Here is a 15,524-nt window from a genome sequence, read left to right on the forward strand (position 1 = left end):
CTATATCTGCTTTAAAAAGTCAATACTTTCATTCATTTGGCTCATAAGCTCGTCCACCGTATCAGAGAAAAGCGTTGACTGCTCGTCAGGCTTCTTTTCCTCTACAGCTTCCGCCTTTTCAGGCTTCTGACTTTCAAGCATATCCTGCACGCTCACTGTCTTTTCCACAGCCTTTTTTGCTGTGAGCGTTTTAAGCTCATGATCGTCAAGATAAGGCTTTATGCCCACAACGGAAACATTGTCAGTTCCGCCGTTTGTGAGGGCAAGCTCCATTATAGCGCCAAGCTTTTCAGACACAGAAAGGTCAAGACCAAGCCCCACCACCATTTCTTCCTCAGAAACGTAATCCGACACGCCGTCTGACACTATGATTATCATATCGTCAGGTTCTTTGCCAAAATCAGCCACCAACGGTGTTTGTGCCACATCGGGTTCATTGAGAGTGCTGCCGATAGAAGATATTATGGCATTCTGATACTGTGGCTCAAGCTCTGACACATCTTCTATCCTGCCATGCTCATACATATATCGTGCATAGGATTGGTCAACAGATATCTGTCTGATAGTGCCGTTCACATAGCGGTACATTCTGCTGTCGCCAACGTTTATGCACATTGCTCTGCTTTCCTCGTCCACCGCAAGGCAACACAGGGTGGTCTGCATATTTGCAGCGTTTTCAGCCCTTACGCCCTGCTTTTTTATTTTGTTGTGAACATCGATAAGCGTTCTTTTCATATCCACCCCTGAATTATATTCAAGAATGGAAAGATGCCTTAAACAAAGCTCCGAGGCGACCTCTCCTGCATTTTCTCCACCAACGCCGTCGCAAACGGCTGCAATAAAAGGAGCAGCGACAGTTGATTCATAGCTGCCGCTGTTGATGACCTCGTGGTCTATTAAAATGCAGTCCTCATTCTGTTCACGGTAATTTCCCTTGTCTGTTATTCCGAAAATATAATAATACATTTATTATCACCGTCTGAAAACTGGTATCGTGCTGTTATATCATATCTGCAACAAGACTGCCCATTTCCTTACAGCCAACGAGCTTCATGCCCTCTGACATGATATCCCCTGTTCTGTAGCCTGCCTCAAGCACCTTCTTGACAGCATTGTCGATAGCGTCTGCTTCCTTATCCATATCGAAAGAGAATCTCAGGAGCATTGAAGCTGAAAGGATAGTAGCGATAGGGTTAGCCTTATCCTGTCCTGCAATATCAGGTGCAGAGCCGTGGCTAGGCTCATACATACCGAACTTTGTGTCGTTCAGTGAAGCGGAAGCCAGCATACCAAGTGAGCCTGATATCATAGCGGCTTCGTCTGAAAGGATATCACCGAACATATTCTCTGTAAGGATAACGTCAAACTGCTTAGGATCTCTTACAAGCTGCATTGCGCAGTTGTCAACGAGCATATGCTCAAGCTCGACCTCAGGATAATCCTTAGCTACCTCGTTTACTACCTTTCTCCAAAGTCTTGAAGAATCAAGAACGTTAGCCTTATCAACGCTTGTAACTTTCTTTCTTCTCTTCATGGCGATGTCAAAGCCACGGATAGCAATTCTTCTTATCTCGTTCTCGTTATATGTAAGAGTATCAACGGCAGTTTCAACGCCGTCAACGTTCTCTGTCTTTCTCGCACCAAAATACAGACCGCCTGTAAGCTCTCTCATTATCATCATGTCAAAGCCGTCGCCGATTATATCGTCCTTAAGTGGGCAAGCTTCTCTAAGCTCAGGATAAAGATTTGCAGGACGCAGGTTAGCGAACAGACCAAGCTCTTTTCTTATTTTCAGGAGTCCGGCTTCAGGTCTGAGGTTCGGAGCAAGCTTATACCATGGTGAAGTGGAAGTATTTCCGCCAATAGAGCCAAGCAGAACTGCGTCTGAGTTCTTTGCTATCTCGACAGCCTCGTCTGTAAGCGGAACGCCATATTTATCTATAGAACAGCCGCCCATAAGGATATCAGTATAAACAAACTTATGACCGAACTTTTCAGCAACCTTGTCGAGGACCTTCTGTGCTTCTGTTACTATTTCAGGGCCTATCCCGTCGCCCTTTATAACTGTTATTTTCTTTTCCATGTTATTTTTCCTCCTCAGAATTTAAAGTCGAAACGCTTATCTCGCAGGAATAGCTCTGCTTTTCGGCTGTCATGAACAAAATGCCTGTATAGACCGAACACTCGCCGTCAATAAGCTTCTTTTTGCAATAATCGTCAGCAGCCATGCCTTTGAGCTGATACTGCATATAAGTGTCCGCCGTATCAGTGCCGTCAAAGTTCACCTGACTATAGTCTATCTCCTCGCCGTCCATATAATATGACCAGTAGTAAGACAAACCGTCAGAGCCTTTGATCTTTATGCTGTTGGGTGAAACAGTGCTGTCTATGCTTGCTTCGTCTATATTCGCCCAAAGTCCGTTGAAAGTGGAGAATCCAGCACCATTTATCTCAGGCTTATTGCAGGCAAAGGTCTTTGTTGTAACGCCTTTTTTATCGGTCTTTTCGTCCTTTTCCACAAGCACTATACTGCTGTTTGAAGCAGTTCCCCTTGCAAAACTTCCGCCAAGCTTTCTGTTTATCTCTGCAGAGCTTAGGGTCAGGTCTATCTTGCTGCCGTCCACCATTACCATAAAAGGCAGAAAATCCTTGCTGCTGTATTCAAATTTACCACTGCTCTCCTCTTTTTTCGAGCAGCCTGCGCTGCACACCAGCATTACCCCTGCTGCAAGTGCCGCAAATAGCTTTTTAGCTTTCACAGCTTCACCCCTTCATAGAAACAGTTCAAGGGCGACCCCTTTTGAGAGATCCCCCTTAAAGCTTCAAAATATCTTATTTAAGTGAGTTAAGAAGACCATTGCTGTTGATGATATTGATAAGAAACTCAGGGAATGACTGACCCTGATAAGTCTCATTCTTGGTCTTGTTTGTGATAACGCCACTGTCGAAATCTATCTCCACCTCGTCACCGTTATCTATCTTCTCAGCAGCTTCCTCGCACTCGATGATAGGAAGTCCGATATTTATAGCGTTTCTGTAGAATATTCTTGCGAATGTCTTTGCTATAACACAGGATATTCCGCTCGCCTTGATAGCAGCAGGCGCATGCTCTCTTGATGAACCGCAGCCGAAATTGCTCTTTGCTACCATTATATCGCCCTTCTGAACGTTCTTTGCAAAGTCAACGTCAATATCCTCCATGCAATGCTGTGCAAGCTCCTGCATATCAGGTGTGTTGAGGTATCTTGCAGGGATAATAACGTCTGTGTCTACGTTATCCCCGTATTTATGTACTTTTCCGCAAGCTTTCATTATGAAAACCCCTTTCGTCAAACTTTATCAGCCCTGCTTGAACTCTGACGAATGGAATATATTTTCTCCTATCGCCTGTTTTCTAAGCTCTTCATATATCTTTTCAAGATACGGGCCGTCTATAGTATCCTTGTTTCTTGTAATAAAATAGCAGATCTTTACCTTGTGGAACATTCCCTCTTTAACGAGAGCATACACAGGTGTACCCCCGATATTGGAGGTATAAAAGGTATTGAAGCCCTTCTTGTCAATAAGAGCCTGCGTCATTTCCACGGTAAATGTATTTTTGTCATGGAGTTCCTGAATGATCTCGTCAGCCTTCTCCTCACGCTGATAGTCATTTAGTGAAGTTCCGTACTTCTTTGTAACAATACTAAGAAGTATATCGGAGAATATTTCCCTAAGATAATTTTTCATCTGTTCTCGCTCCCAAGTCGTATATGCAGTCATGCCGCATATCAATTATTCCCCCAACGCAAGATCTGTCAGCTGATTTTCTCCCCGAATATCACATAACTTCCGACGGCTGTGAGATCTTGCCTGTCACAGCTGAAGCGGCGGCAACGTAAGGTGAAGCCAGATAAACCTCTGATTCTGGGTGACCCATACGTCCCACGAAATTTCTGTTTGTTGTTGCAACGGCTCTTTCGCCCTTTGCAAGAATACCCATATGTCCGCCAAGACATGGACCGCAGGTAGGTGTAGAAACCGCACAGCCTGCATTTATGAATATCTCCAGCAGACCCTCTTTCATGGCCTGCATATATACCTTCTGTGTGGCAGGGATAACGATACATCTAACGTTCTTTGCCACCTTTTTGCCGTCAAGTATCTCAGCGGCACATCTCAGATCCTCTATCCTGCCGTTCGTACATGAACCGATGACCACCTGATCTATCTTGACCTCCGGGATATCGTCAAATGTTCTTGCGTTCTCAGGCAGATGAGGGAAAGCGACTGTAGGCTTTATCTGGCTGAGGTCAATAGTGTATTCAGCCTCATACTCAGCGTCATCGTCAGCCTTGTATATCTTATACTCTCTGTCTACCTTATCCTTGATGTAATCAAGTGTAACATCGTCAACTGCAAATATGCCGTTCTTTGCACCTGCTTCGATAGCCATGTTAGCCATGCAAAGCCTGTCCTCCATGGAAAGGTTTTTCAGACCCTCGCCTGAAAATTCCATAGACTTGTAAAGCGCGCCGTCAACGCCTATCATGCCGATTATATGAAGTATAACGTCCTTAGCGGCACTATACTTTGGAAGCTTGCCTACGATATTGAACTTGATAGCGGCAGGGACTTTGAACCAAGTCTTTCCCTTTGCCATGCCTGCGCACATATCTGTTGAACCGATACCTGTTGAGAATGCGCCAAGTGCGCCATATGTACAAGTATGTGAGTCAGCACCGATAACGCAGTCGCCTGGAGCGACAAGTCCTTTTTCAGGAAGCAGAGCGTGCTCAATGCCCATATCGCCAACGTCGAAATAATTCTTTATGTCATACTTTGAAGCAAAATCACGGCAGGTCTTGCACTGTGTAGCGGATTTGATATCCTTATTAGGTGCAAAGTGATCCATGACCATTGTGACCTTATTCTTATCGAAAACATCTGTAAAGCCCGCTTTATTGAACTCGTTGATAGCCACAGGGGACGTAACGTCGTTGCCGAGAACCAGGTCAAGGTTTGCCATTATAAGCTGACCTGCCTTGACTTCGTCAAGACCTGCGTGGGCTGCCAGAATTTTCTGAGTCATTGTCATACCCATTTAATATTACTCCTTACTATCAGATCTCAGAGTTTACCAAGATCCTTTATTTTTTATACCCATTTATTATACCACTATTTTGATGTTAATGCAAATACATATTTATTATATATCTATGAATAATATTTATACTAAACGTTTGAGATAGGAACATATCTCTTTTACTTTTACATATAAATTGCGAAAATTTTAATCAAATTTTATACAATAGCACTAAACATTAACTGAAATATCCTTCACAACATCACAAAATACGAACATTCACGGGAAAATACCGTCAGCCCTCTTGACTTCATTTGCATGGCATAACTGTTCTCTTACTGCGAAAAATAATATTACAAAGAAAAAAGGAGGAAACAGCAATGAAGATGAAGTCAATGATAACAGGCGTTTCAATGGCGATAGCCGCAGGAACAGTGGCTTATGCAGTCACAGAGGCGACATCAAGCGAAAAGAAAATGCTCAAAAGCCGCACAGGACGTGCTATCAGAGCTATCGGTGACGTAATGGACGGCATTTCAATGATGATGAAATAGTCCTCATGCAGGAGCGTACCATGGTGGTAACGCTCCTGTTTTTTTTTGCATTTTTAACTCTGACTTATCTTTTTCAGCAGCATAAGAGCGTCGATAACATCGACCTTTCCATCACCGTTCATATCCGCACGCTTTAGCTGAGCGGAATCAAGCTGCGTCTTGCCTGCATTGTAACGCAGCATGAGCAAAGCGTCCACAACTGTCAGATACTTGTCACCATTCACATCTCCCTGCTGCAGGGTCTGTGAAGCGGCTTTTCTTGTTATTTTTATTGTGTACGTCCGTTTTACACCGCTTGCCGCCGTGCAGGTGACCTTGACAGTGTTTTCGCCGGTTTTAAGGCTCACCTTGCCGTTTCCAGACACCTTTGCGCTTTTGCCAAGAGGGTTTGCGTTCACAGTAACAGAAGAAACCTCCGCATTGACTTTGGCAGTATAGCTTGCGGTGAACTTATCGAATTTTGGTGAAATGCTCGTGCCTGAAACGCTGAGAGATTTAAGATAATTGTTGTTATCTCCACTGCTTGTAGGCTTTGGGCAAAGTTTATCAGGCATATTGTTGTAAACAGGTATCTTGAACTCCATTGCGCTGTTCAAAATATCCTGAGAATAGGCGTTTTTTAGGCTTATTGCTTCATTCGCCTGACCGAAAACGCAGGTCATATACTGGTGGTAATAAAGCCCGTTTCCGCCGTCTACCATATCAAATTTTTGCAGATAAAGGGTATCCTGACCCTTTGTTATGTAGCCTGTGCCTAAGAATATCGAGCCGCCCACTATGGACTTGTATTGATTTGTCCAAGGAAGAAGATAGGTCGGATTAGTAGTTTTTGCATACTTACAGCCCATTTCTGCGGCTGTCATGGTGGAGGTCGCATAAGCCTGAATGTCAAAGAAGTTGAAATAATTCTCATAGCCTTTCACAGTACCAAGGGATTGCGGCGCACCATTTACGCCCTGCTCGTTCCTGCACCTTGAAGCAAGGTGATAAGGTGAAACGCCCGATTTCTTTGCAGCGTCCATAAAGGTCTGCGAATATGTATACTTTTTCTTTGTGTCAGGACAAGTGTAGCTTCCGCTCATAAAAGTGTCTGCAAGAATAGTTTTTACACCACTTTCCGTCTGATACGAGGGATCATATGACTGATTTTCAAACATGAAAATGTATGTATCGTTGAGAAAATTTCTCGGATCCATATAATACATTATTATCTCTTTTGAAGCCGCTACCCATGAGCCGTCAAGCCCATACCAATAACCGCCGTTAAAATCATATGCACCCTTTTCCATGGACTTCCATGAAGCCAGTGCCGACGAGTGGACAAGGTTTCTGCCCACAACACATTCTTCCTTTAACGCAGTGTTCCAATCCACGCCAAGCTTCTGAGCGGTAAATATCCACTTAGGGTGCTGTTCATGGAGCGTTCGCAGATATGGCTTATAGCTTTCAGGAAAGCCCTGCTTTGTCATATAGCTCTCAAAATCAGCGTCAGAACTGCCCTGCGAGCCGCTTGATGTTAGCTGAACATATGCCGCAGAAACATAGCCCGTCACATTGCCGCACGATATCCTATACCATTTCGCACCGCTTGAGTCGGTGGTTTCGGAAAGTATAGTCAGGCTGTCGCCATAGTTTACTGTGCCTGTTTTAGAATAGCCTGTGCCTGCACCGCTGCGAACGTTCAGAACGTCTGCCGTACAGCTTCCCGTCATTTTTGCCGCTGAAGCCGTCAAACATGAAGCCGCCATTGACGCTGCAATAGCAAATGACAGGATATATGAAATCATCTTTTTTATCAACTCGTTCACCTCAGAAGATATAGGCAATACCGCAACAAGGCACGCCTATGTATAAGTCCTTATTTTTACACACATTGGTTTGTACATTTTTCTGTATCAAGTACAAAACTTCACCCTCATTATAGTACATTTCTCAGGCCTTTGTCAACAGTCTTTTTGATTCATAAAAAATTTACATTTAGTAAAATGCAGCTTTCTCTTAAAAGTTACAGATTTATTACAGCCTATTTAGTGGCTTTGCTGTTGATCGGTACATACATATTGTGACGCAAAAGCTATCATTATAAATATATCCAAAAAAATATGCTTATTTTCGCTGTTTTGACTATTGACGTGTTACTTTATATTGTGATATAATCCTATTACGACAAAGGTAACAGAACTTGTAATATTTTATAATGAAATATTACAAATTAAAGACAAAACAATAGTAAACAAAATTAATCAAGAGCAAAATACTGACAGAAAAACACGATTTTGCAACGGAGGTATCAAATGAAAAAACTGAAAATAAACAAGATGGCGCTGTCGGTGGCAACAGCGTTTCTTATGCTCACGAGCATTGTTTCCACAGTGGCTAGTGCATCGGGCGGAAACGAGATAAAGCTCACAAGCGACAAGAACTTTGCAAAGGCAGGCGACAGCATAAACATAAAAGCAAGCCTTGAGCCTGATAAAACAGGCGTTGCAGGCTTCACTATAGACCTGCATTATGACCCGTCAAAGGTAACAGTATATGTGCCGACCGATGAGGAGAGCGAGAGTACATACAATGTGGGAAGCAAATTTTCCGTTATAACCAACTATGTTGCTTCATCAGGCACTATAAAAATAGTCGGTGCAAACCTCACGGGTTCTAACATAAAGGACAGCACAGACCTTGCCCTTGCGACTTTCAAGGTAAAGGACGGCGTAACAGGCAAGATAAACTATTGGGTAGAGGTTGAAACGATGGTGGCGGAAGCTGACGGTGGATACAAGTCAGTTTCATACTCAGCACCTACAGAGGGTTCACCGCTCACTGTCAGTGCAGGGGAGGAGATCACAACAACTCCTGCAACGACCACTACGACTGCTTCATCTAAGGCTGAAGCTACTACAACTACATCAAAGTCGACCACAACTACAACGACGACTACAGCAAAGACTACGACCAAGTCCGAAGCGACTACCACAACTACGGCTAAGTCTGAGAAAGTTACAACAACTACAACAAAGCCTGCTGAAACCACCACAACGACTACAACAGCAAAGAGCGAAACTCAGACCACTACAACCGCAACATCTGCACAGCCTGAGTCCGAACCGCTTTTCACACACAAGCAGGGTGACGCTGACTTCAACAGCGAAACTTCCCTTCAGTTCGGCTTCAAGCTTTCCGACTACATAACAGACTATTCACAGCATTACAATGTAAAGGTCAACGTAAAGTCATCAGGCAACGCAAGCGGTGCAGTCGGTGCGTTGGTTGACGGAAGCTGGTCTGCACAGAGCACGAAGCTCACAGGCGGCGAGGAAGCACAGTGGATATACTCAGATCTTGACCCTTCAAGAACAAGTGACGAGGTTTTCGTACAGCTTTATTACTTAAAGGCAAATGCAGATTTTCAGATAGCTTCCGTGGAAGTAACACCTGTCAAGGAAGCAGTTGACACATCAGCCGTTACAAAGGTCACAGCGGCAGAACCAAAGCCTGCTGACGATACAACGACCACAACTACTACAACAGCAAGCACAGAGCCAAAGGCTGACGAAAACACACAGCCTGAAAGCACCACCACGACAGCAGCCAGACAGCCTGAAAATGTCGGTGCGGCTGTTACTACAGTAAGAGAGGGCGACAGTTCGCAGGAGCTTACAGAATCACAGGCAACAGAAAAGATACAGCAGATAGTTGACGAGGCCTCATCGCAGGCTGACAGCTCAAAAGTAAATCCGTCAACAGGCGTTGAAATGACAAAGAACATTCTTACTGTCATTGCCGCAGGATATGTTATTTTTGCGATATTTGCAGTTATCTTCAACAGATTTGCCGCAAAGGACGAAGAATAATAACCGAATATATTTCTTTTGGCTATAAAAACGGACGTTTCCATCGGAAGCGTCCGTTTTTTCGTCAGAAACACCAAGGGGATAGTGTGATCCTGCATTTTATTGATCTTCTATAACAGGCGGAATGAAATTCTCTAAGGCGCTGAGAAGCTTCGGGTGTCGTATAACAAAATGTATAGCAGGCGCGTTTCCCTTTGATATCATCGCCCACTGACCTTCATGGATTAGTATTTGCAAATTGCAGAAGGTCTGCCGCTTAGCATATTTAAGGCTATAGTTTTCATGTGTCTGTGCATAGCTTTCTGTGCTTTTTAAATGTGCAGAATAATCATCATAGCTGTAAAGAACATCACTGGCACAGAATACACCCGACAGGTCAAGGGCATGGGGACGTGTTTCAAATTCCTCTCGGGAAAGACAGCATATCTCGTCCTCTATGGTCATGGTTTCCAGTATGCTCTCAACTCGCTTTTTACGCTCGCTGACATAAGCTTTTATATCTCTGCCCCGGCGGTCGTCAATGCCGTTTCTGTCAAGTATACTATTGAGCAGGTCATTATCCATAGTATAAACAGGCAGAGCAGATAAAATACTCCTGCGCCCGCCACGTCTGTGAGAGTCGGCAGTGAGAAAATCGCTGAAATCTTTTTCCCTGTCACTTCGGTATATCTCCATAAGCGGGCAGGCGTTTGAAAGCAGATCATTGGCACGTTTACGATAATATCCAAGCTCCTTTTTGGACTTGGTCAGATAATATCTGCCATCGCTGTGAAAGCCTGCCACGGCTTCCCCTGAAAGAGCCGCCGCACCTGATACCTTCAGCAAATGCAAAAAAGCATTATTCTGTACGTTTTTCAAATAGTAAGGCGCTATCTGCCCCGTCATATACATCGGTATCCAGCTTTCAAGACCAAGCATCATATCATCTAAGGAGCGGTCAAGATCATGTATCTGACAAAGGTGCAGACCCTTTTTAAGCATCAGAGCCATACCGAACATCCACTTCTTCGGAAATTCGGGATCATCAGCCATTTCCTTCATAGGCATATCACTGTACATTATCACAGGCTCATTAGAACGTGACAAGACTGTGGCTTTCAGAAAATCAAGCTCACTTTCCATCATTTCCTTGATGCCAAAATAATTTTTTGACACAGGAAGCTGAAAAGGCAATGCAGGTACTTTCATTTCATCAAAACGTATCGCCTTTATGTATTCGTTCAGGTCAAACTCATCAAGCTTATCAAGAAACTTTTCAATTCCACCGCTTTTTATCTCTCTGCTCTGTCCGGCATGATCGCTGAACAGCCATTTGCATATCACTTCATAACGCTGTGACACATCCTCTATATCACTTTCATTACAGCCCACAAGCTGTGCGACCGCTGATATCTCTGTGGGGGTTCTAAGCTCCCTTGCAGTAAAGCCTGCTATTGCGGCGACAAAGCGTTCAGGGTCGGCAGGCTTTCTTGTGCCGTTGCGTATACGGAAAACGGTGGAAACATCATAATTTATCTCCTTGCACATACGCTTAATGTTTATATCAAGGGCTGAGATAAGGGTATTGAAATTTTGCCGCATAGACTCTCTGTCGGCAGGTATGACATCTTCACAGTCAAGAAAGGCTCTTTTTATGTTCTCCCTTGTCATATCGCCATAGCCTTTTTCCCTTGCCACAGCCTCAAGAGCGTTGCAAAGCCCGTCAAACGCCACAGTGTCTATCTCAGGTATTCTCTCTCCGCTTCTGTATCTGCTAAATGTTGAGGGAGATATCCCTGACAACTCACAAAGCTCCTTTGCCGTGCAGGAAAGCTGTTCTATATACTTACCAAGCTGTTCGCAAAACTTCATTTTAACGATCCCTCCCGCTGTCATATGGTATTACGTTAATTATATATCATATTTATCAAAAAAGGAAGTCCCCCACGATATATAATTTCAGAATTGGCATATGACTATTATGAAATAAATCACAAATTTATTCATAGATTTGTTATAATGTGATAAAGGATATCACATTAGGGAAAATACAATGTAATGGAGGTGTGCTTATAGGATAATAACGAACATGAGAAAAAATATAATATCAAAAGGAGATGTATATTATGAAAAAAACAACCACAAAACTGCTGACAGCCTTGCTTACGCTGTGTATAGTGCTGACACTGATGCCGATGACAGCGTTTGCAGATCCTGGAACGTATGCTGTTGAATTTTACCCCGGAGATCATGGGAGCATGACCAAAAACGACCAGATCCCGTTTGTATATTATGGCATTGACGATGATGTTAACAAGCCATACTACTACAAGCTGAATGTATCCGAAACAGAAACTCTAAGCTTTGCCGGCAGCATCATTAATGTTTTGTCACCAAATCCAGGCTATGAGTTTTCCTACTGGACAGCCGATACTGCCGTCTACCAGATCGGCGGTGATACTGCCATTCCCGCTGGCACTGCTCTTTCCTCTGATCAAATACAGAACAAAATTACCGTGAAAAGTGATGTGACGTTCACAGCTCACTTTAAGCAGATATCTGAATATCCTGACGAATCAGAGATCACCAATGCCACCATTGAAGATGTTAGGTTTAATTATGGGGCTGGCGATACAACTGAGACATCGGCTTTTGTAACACCAGTAGACTACGAGAAATATGATGTGGCTTATGAATGCTGGCAGCAATTTGAAAACAATGAACCTGTTGCCGCATGGTATTCTGACAATGGTTCGCACGGCTCTTTGCCAACCTTCACAAAATTTGAAGGCGGCAAAAAATATGTGTATTCCCTTATGCTTAAACCAAAAGACGGATATTCCTTCAGCAGCGAAACTATAGTTACTGTAAACGGGCAGAAAGTGTCCGCACATTTCGTCGATGGCTTCATGTATGTCCCGGCTGTTAAAACGATCACTGCATCTACGGTGACAGTCATCGACGTGGTGGAGATCAACGACGCCACCGTCAGCTTCAAGAACGGCGACAAACCCGTATTCACCGGCGATGTACCCGACGGCAAATACTACTACCGAGCTGAATGGTGGGAACTGGACAGCAAGACCGGTGCGATTTCTGCGGATTTCTTCAGCGGTGCTTATGAAAATAAGATCACCACTTTTGAAGCCGGAAAGACCTATCATTACGGTGTGTATGTGGTATCTGAAGGATTTGTTGAAAGTGAAAATACCTCTTATGTATTCGGACCCAACACCAAGCTTAAGATAAACGGCGAATTTGTAAATTACAAACGCTATGAAAATGATACGAGCGACGGCTCTGACGGCACCATGTGGGTCATCACCGACCTTACTATGAAGCCAAAGGCAAATGATACAAGCTCTGACGGTAGCGATACAAACTCAGACAGCAAAGACACAAGTTCAAATAACAGTGGCACAAGCACAAACAGCAACTCAAATACTGACAGCAAGACCCCTGCCAAGAACAACGCAGGAAGCACAAATCCTAACACAGGCAATAATGTTGGCGGCATACTGCTTACATTCGTTATAGCCGGAAGCGGACTTGTATTTGCAGGCAGAAGATCACGCAAAAACAAATAACAACATGAGCTGACAAAAAGACGGGCGTTTCAAAGCGAAACGTCCGTCTTTTTATATCCATATCAAATTTACTTATTCTGCGCCTTAAAGATAACGCCCGTCACCTTTGGACCTGCGTTTATTGCAATTGCCGCACCTATTTGGAAACACTCCACAGGTGGATAGCCCACCTTCTTCGTCATAGCCTGTGCCATTTCGTCCCTGACACTCTCGTCATTGCCGTAAACGATGCAGTAAGGTGTCTGCGGTATCATTTCCTTTACAGTCAGGTCAAGTATCTTTGGCACAATAGCCTTGTCGCCTCTTACCTTTGTTTCTGTAACGATAGCATGGTCATGTATCCTCATGATAGGTCTAAGACCCATTACCTCGCCCACAAAAGCAGCCGCAGACGGAATCCTTCCTGACTTCTTTGCATATTTGAGTGTATATGGTGCAAAGAAAATAACGCAGTTCTTTATCCAATCCTCCATAAATGCCACGATATCAGCCGCAGGAACGTCCTTTGCGGCTTTCATTGCGCCCTGAACTACTGCATAACCATACGCTCCAGTGTAGCTCTCGCCGTCTATATTGTATATAGTGAACTTGCCCTTTGCCTCAGGGTGAGCGGAATAAAACTCCTCTGCCGCCATAACAGCGTTGTTGTATGTTGCCGAGCCTTTTGAGTTTATGGTAGTGTTTATAACATCAGTATAGCCCTCGCTGTAGAGCTTCTCAAAAGTTTCCTGATATTCAAAGGCTGTTATCTGCGATGTAACAGGTATGCCGTCAAAATCGTCAAGCATTTTGTAGAATTTCTCGTTGTCGAAATCTACCCTTGATGTGTAGCTGTCATCGCCCATTGCCACCTTGAAATTCATTATCTGGATGTCCAGCTTCTTTTCAAGCTCCTCAGTGATATCGCTTGCTGAGTCGGTAAGAAATTTTATTTTTGCCATAAATTCATCCTCCGTTTTTTATTTATTCGTCCCATGTATATTGCGTCAGTTTGCCCTCTCTGCCAAGGTCGGGATAATCCCACTGTCTTAACACCTCATAGCAGGCTATCGCCACTGAGTTTGACAGATTAAGGCTTCTGAGCGTTTTCCTCATTGGTATCCGCACACAGCTTTGAGGATTTTCATAAAGCAGTTTCTCTGGCAGCCCCTTGTCCTCTCTGCCGAAAATTATATACACTTCCCTATCCTGCGGATAATCCACATCTGAGTGTACCATTCTGCCCTTTGTGGTAAAGAAATAGAACTCGCCGCTGTTATTAGAAAAAAAGTCATCAATATTATCATACTCGTATATTTCAAGCTTATCCCAGTAATCAAGCCCTGCACGCTTTAGCTTTTTGTCGCTTATCTCAAAGCCGTAAGGCTTCACAAGATGCAGTGCCGCACCTGTCACTGCACAAGTCCTTGAAATATTGCCTGTATTCTGCGGTATCTGCGGCTCTACAAGCACGATATTAAGTCTGTTCATTTTCGGTAACACTTCCAGATATCACAAATTTGTATAGTCCCTAAGCTCCTGATAGCTTGTGAGCCAAGGAAGCTGACCCTCCAGCATAAGACCGTCTGTCCATGGGGTCTGGTAGCTGTATGTAGTCTTGACAGTAAGCTCTGTGAACGCTGTGGCTCTGTTCATTGCAATAGGCAGGCTGTCACCCTTGAGAAGTCCTCCAATAAGAACACTTGTGAACATATCTCCCGTTCCTGAATAGTGTGCAGGAACATAATCGTTCTTTATTTTCCAAAAGCTGTTGTTTTCCTTATCGTAGCCCACAGTTGACATTCCGCCGTCTGCAAGATTTACGCTTGTGATAACAACGATCTTTGCGCCCTGCTTTGAAAGCCTTACAAGCCATGATTTTATCTCAGAGCTGCGCATTGAAGCCGTAGGATATTCCTCGCCAAGAAGTATAGCCGCCTCTGTGAGGTTAGGCGTGATGATATCCGCCACCTTTACAAGCTCGACCATACGGCTGCAAAGCTCCTTTGTGTAGGTCTTATATGCCTTTCCACCATCCCCCATAACGGGGTCTACGACCTTCAGTGCATCAGGAAAAGCCTCGAAAAACTCAAGGCAGTGATCTATCTGCTCGCTTGAAGCCAGAAACCCGCTGTACACACAGTCAAATTTCATATCCATTTTTTTATAATGTTCCAATGCAGGCTTCATAAAGTCTGTAAGATCTCTCATAACAAACTCGCTGTAGCCAGTGTGTGCCGAAAGCACAGCCGTAGGCACAGGACACACCTGAATACCCATAGCGGAAAGCACAGGTATCACCACTGTTAGCGAACACCTGCCAAGACCTGATATATCCTGAATGGAAGCAACCTTTTTACAACCCTGCATAATAAAACCCTCTTAAAAAATACTCATAAACATTATTATAACATATCCATCAGGATTTTTCAATAGCCCATGGCTTGTCGGCAATAGTTTTTTGTAGTGCTACAATAGATATTGGACAAAAGTTCAGAAAAAAGAAAAG

At 43.9% G+C, this 15,524-nt stretch carries 14 protein-coding genes; 3 read left to right on the forward strand and 11 right to left on the reverse strand.

From position 1 onward, the window contains the following. The 6 genes from DW015_RS10820 to leuC all read right to left on the reverse strand — a co-directional run bounded on the left by DW015_RS10820 (nucleotide 1) and on the right by leuC (nucleotide 5,083). Nucleotides 1–966 carry a PP2C family serine/threonine-protein phosphatase gene (locus tag DW015_RS10820; protein ID WP_117905643.1) on the reverse strand — a complete coding sequence of 322 codons (966 nt, stop codon included), beginning with the start codon at nucleotides 964–966 and terminating at the stop codon, nucleotides 1–3. A 34-nt stretch (nucleotides 967–1,000) separates the two neighbouring features. Beyond that, nucleotides 1,001–2,083 carry a 3-isopropylmalate dehydrogenase gene (gene leuB, locus DW015_RS10825; protein WP_117876236.1) on the reverse strand — a complete coding sequence of 361 codons (1,083 nt, stop codon included), beginning with the start codon at nucleotides 2,081–2,083 and terminating at the stop codon, nucleotides 1,001–1,003. Nucleotide 2,084: 1 nt separating this feature from the next. Further along, a complete protein-coding gene (locus DW015_RS10830; RefSeq protein WP_117896263.1) occupies nucleotides 2,085–2,759 on the reverse strand; it encodes a hypothetical protein in 675 nt (224 codons plus the stop codon). A 73-nt stretch (nucleotides 2,760–2,832) separates the two neighbouring features. Next, nucleotides 2,833–3,312: a 3-isopropylmalate dehydratase small subunit gene (gene leuD, locus DW015_RS10835; RefSeq protein ID WP_022288466.1), complete on the reverse strand. Its 480-nt coding sequence runs from the start codon at nucleotides 3,310–3,312 to the stop codon at nucleotides 2,833–2,835. Between the two features lie 27 nt (nucleotides 3,313–3,339). Continuing rightward, nucleotides 3,340–3,729, reverse strand: coding sequence for a hypothetical protein (locus tag DW015_RS10840; protein WP_022288467.1), 390 nt, complete (start codon nucleotides 3,727–3,729; stop codon nucleotides 3,340–3,342). Nucleotides 3,730–3,820: 91 nt separating this feature from the next. Continuing rightward, nucleotides 3,821–5,083 (reverse strand): 3-isopropylmalate dehydratase large subunit, encoded by a 1,263-nt coding sequence (gene leuC, locus DW015_RS10845; RefSeq protein WP_038670838.1) that lies wholly within the window; start codon nucleotides 5,081–5,083, stop codon nucleotides 3,821–3,823. A 362-nt stretch (nucleotides 5,084–5,445) separates the two neighbouring features. Between leuC and DW015_RS13465 the strand changes: the two genes are divergently transcribed. Further along, nucleotides 5,446–5,619: a hypothetical protein gene (locus DW015_RS13465; RefSeq protein WP_022288469.1), complete on the forward strand. Its 174-nt coding sequence runs from the start codon at nucleotides 5,446–5,448 to the stop codon at nucleotides 5,617–5,619. Nucleotides 5,620–5,672: 53 nt separating this feature from the next. On the opposite strand, the gene DW015_RS10850 is transcribed toward DW015_RS13465, so the two are convergent. Beyond that, nucleotides 5,673–7,427 (reverse strand): SH3 domain-containing protein, encoded by a 1,755-nt coding sequence (locus DW015_RS10850; RefSeq protein ID WP_242993273.1) that lies wholly within the window; start codon nucleotides 7,425–7,427, stop codon nucleotides 5,673–5,675. Between the two features lie 486 nt (nucleotides 7,428–7,913). Between DW015_RS10850 and DW015_RS13470 the strand changes: the two genes are divergently transcribed. Further along, complete coding sequence (locus DW015_RS13470) at nucleotides 7,914–9,470, forward strand: cohesin domain-containing protein (RefSeq protein WP_181979910.1); 1,557 nt, start codon at nucleotides 7,914–7,916, stop codon at nucleotides 9,468–9,470. 99 nt (nucleotides 9,471–9,569) lie between these two features. On the opposite strand, the gene DW015_RS10870 is transcribed toward DW015_RS13470, so the two are convergent. Next, nucleotides 9,570–11,321, reverse strand: coding sequence for a helix-turn-helix transcriptional regulator (locus tag DW015_RS10870; protein WP_117905646.1), 1,752 nt, complete (start codon nucleotides 11,319–11,321; stop codon nucleotides 9,570–9,572). A 254-nt stretch (nucleotides 11,322–11,575) separates the two neighbouring features. Between DW015_RS10870 and DW015_RS10875 the strand changes: the two genes are divergently transcribed. Next, nucleotides 11,576–13,036 carry a hypothetical protein gene (locus tag DW015_RS10875; RefSeq protein ID WP_147338153.1) on the forward strand — a complete coding sequence of 487 codons (1,461 nt, stop codon included), beginning with the start codon at nucleotides 11,576–11,578 and terminating at the stop codon, nucleotides 13,034–13,036. Between the two features lie 68 nt (nucleotides 13,037–13,104). Here DW015_RS10875 and DW015_RS10880 read toward each other — a convergent pair whose 3' ends face one another. The 3 genes from DW015_RS10880 to DW015_RS10890 are packed head-to-tail and all read right to left on the reverse strand — an operon-like array spanning nucleotide 13,105 to nucleotide 15,385. Further along, nucleotides 13,105–13,977: a DegV family protein gene (locus DW015_RS10880; RefSeq protein ID WP_117905648.1), complete on the reverse strand. Its 873-nt coding sequence runs from the start codon at nucleotides 13,975–13,977 to the stop codon at nucleotides 13,105–13,107. Between the two features lie 22 nt (nucleotides 13,978–13,999). Then, nucleotides 14,000–14,506 (reverse strand): tRNA (cytidine(34)-2'-O)-methyltransferase, encoded by a 507-nt coding sequence (locus tag DW015_RS10885; RefSeq protein WP_117905649.1) that lies wholly within the window; start codon nucleotides 14,504–14,506, stop codon nucleotides 14,000–14,002. 21 nt (nucleotides 14,507–14,527) lie between these two features. Continuing rightward, on the reverse strand, nucleotides 14,528–15,385 hold the full coding sequence (locus DW015_RS10890) for a pyridoxamine kinase (RefSeq protein ID WP_117905650.1): 858 nt from the start codon (nucleotides 15,383–15,385) through the stop codon (nucleotides 14,528–14,530). Nucleotides 15,386–15,524 lie beyond the last annotated feature (139 nt).

The organism is Ruminococcus sp. AF37-20 (genome assembly GCF_003460465.1).
GTDB classification, from domain to species: domain Bacteria; phylum Bacillota; class Clostridia; order Oscillospirales; family Ruminococcaceae; genus Hominimerdicola; species Hominimerdicola aceti.

Bases quoted from the DNA above. Each gene is read 5' to 3' on its own strand.
- DW015_RS10820 (WP_117905643.1), bottom strand. From the start codon at position 966: ATGTATTATTATATTTTCGGAATAACAGACAAGGGAAATTACCGTGAA.
- leuB (WP_117876236.1), bottom strand. From the start codon at position 2,083: ATGGAAAAGAAAATAACAGTTATAAAGGGCGACGGGATAGGCCCTGAA.
- leuD (WP_022288466.1), bottom strand. From the start codon at position 3,312: ATGAAAGCTTGCGGAAAAGTACATAAATACGGGGATAACGTAGACACA.
- DW015_RS10840 (WP_022288467.1), bottom strand. From the start codon at position 3,729: ATGAAAAATTATCTTAGGGAAATATTCTCCGATATACTTCTTAGTATT.
- leuC (WP_038670838.1), bottom strand. From the start codon at position 5,083: ATGGGTATGACAATGACTCAGAAAATTCTGGCAGCCCACGCAGGTCTT.
- DW015_RS13465 (WP_022288469.1), top strand. From the start codon at position 5,446: ATGAAGATGAAGTCAATGATAACAGGCGTTTCAATGGCGATAGCCGCA.
- DW015_RS13470 (WP_181979910.1), top strand. From the start codon at position 7,914: ATGAAAAAACTGAAAATAAACAAGATGGCGCTGTCGGTGGCAACAGCG.
- DW015_RS10870 (WP_117905646.1), bottom strand. From the start codon at position 11,321: ATGAAGTTTTGCGAACAGCTTGGTAAGTATATAGAACAGCTTTCCTGC.
- DW015_RS10875 (WP_147338153.1), top strand. From the start codon at position 11,576: ATGAAAAAAACAACCACAAAACTGCTGACAGCCTTGCTTACGCTGTGT.
- DW015_RS10880 (WP_117905648.1), bottom strand. From the start codon at position 13,977: ATGGCAAAAATAAAATTTCTTACCGACTCAGCAAGCGATATCACTGAG.
- DW015_RS10885 (WP_117905649.1), bottom strand. From the start codon at position 14,506: ATGAACAGACTTAATATCGTGCTTGTAGAGCCGCAGATACCGCAGAAT.
- DW015_RS10890 (WP_117905650.1), bottom strand. From the start codon at position 15,385: ATGCAGGGTTGTAAAAAGGTTGCTTCCATTCAGGATATATCAGGTCTT.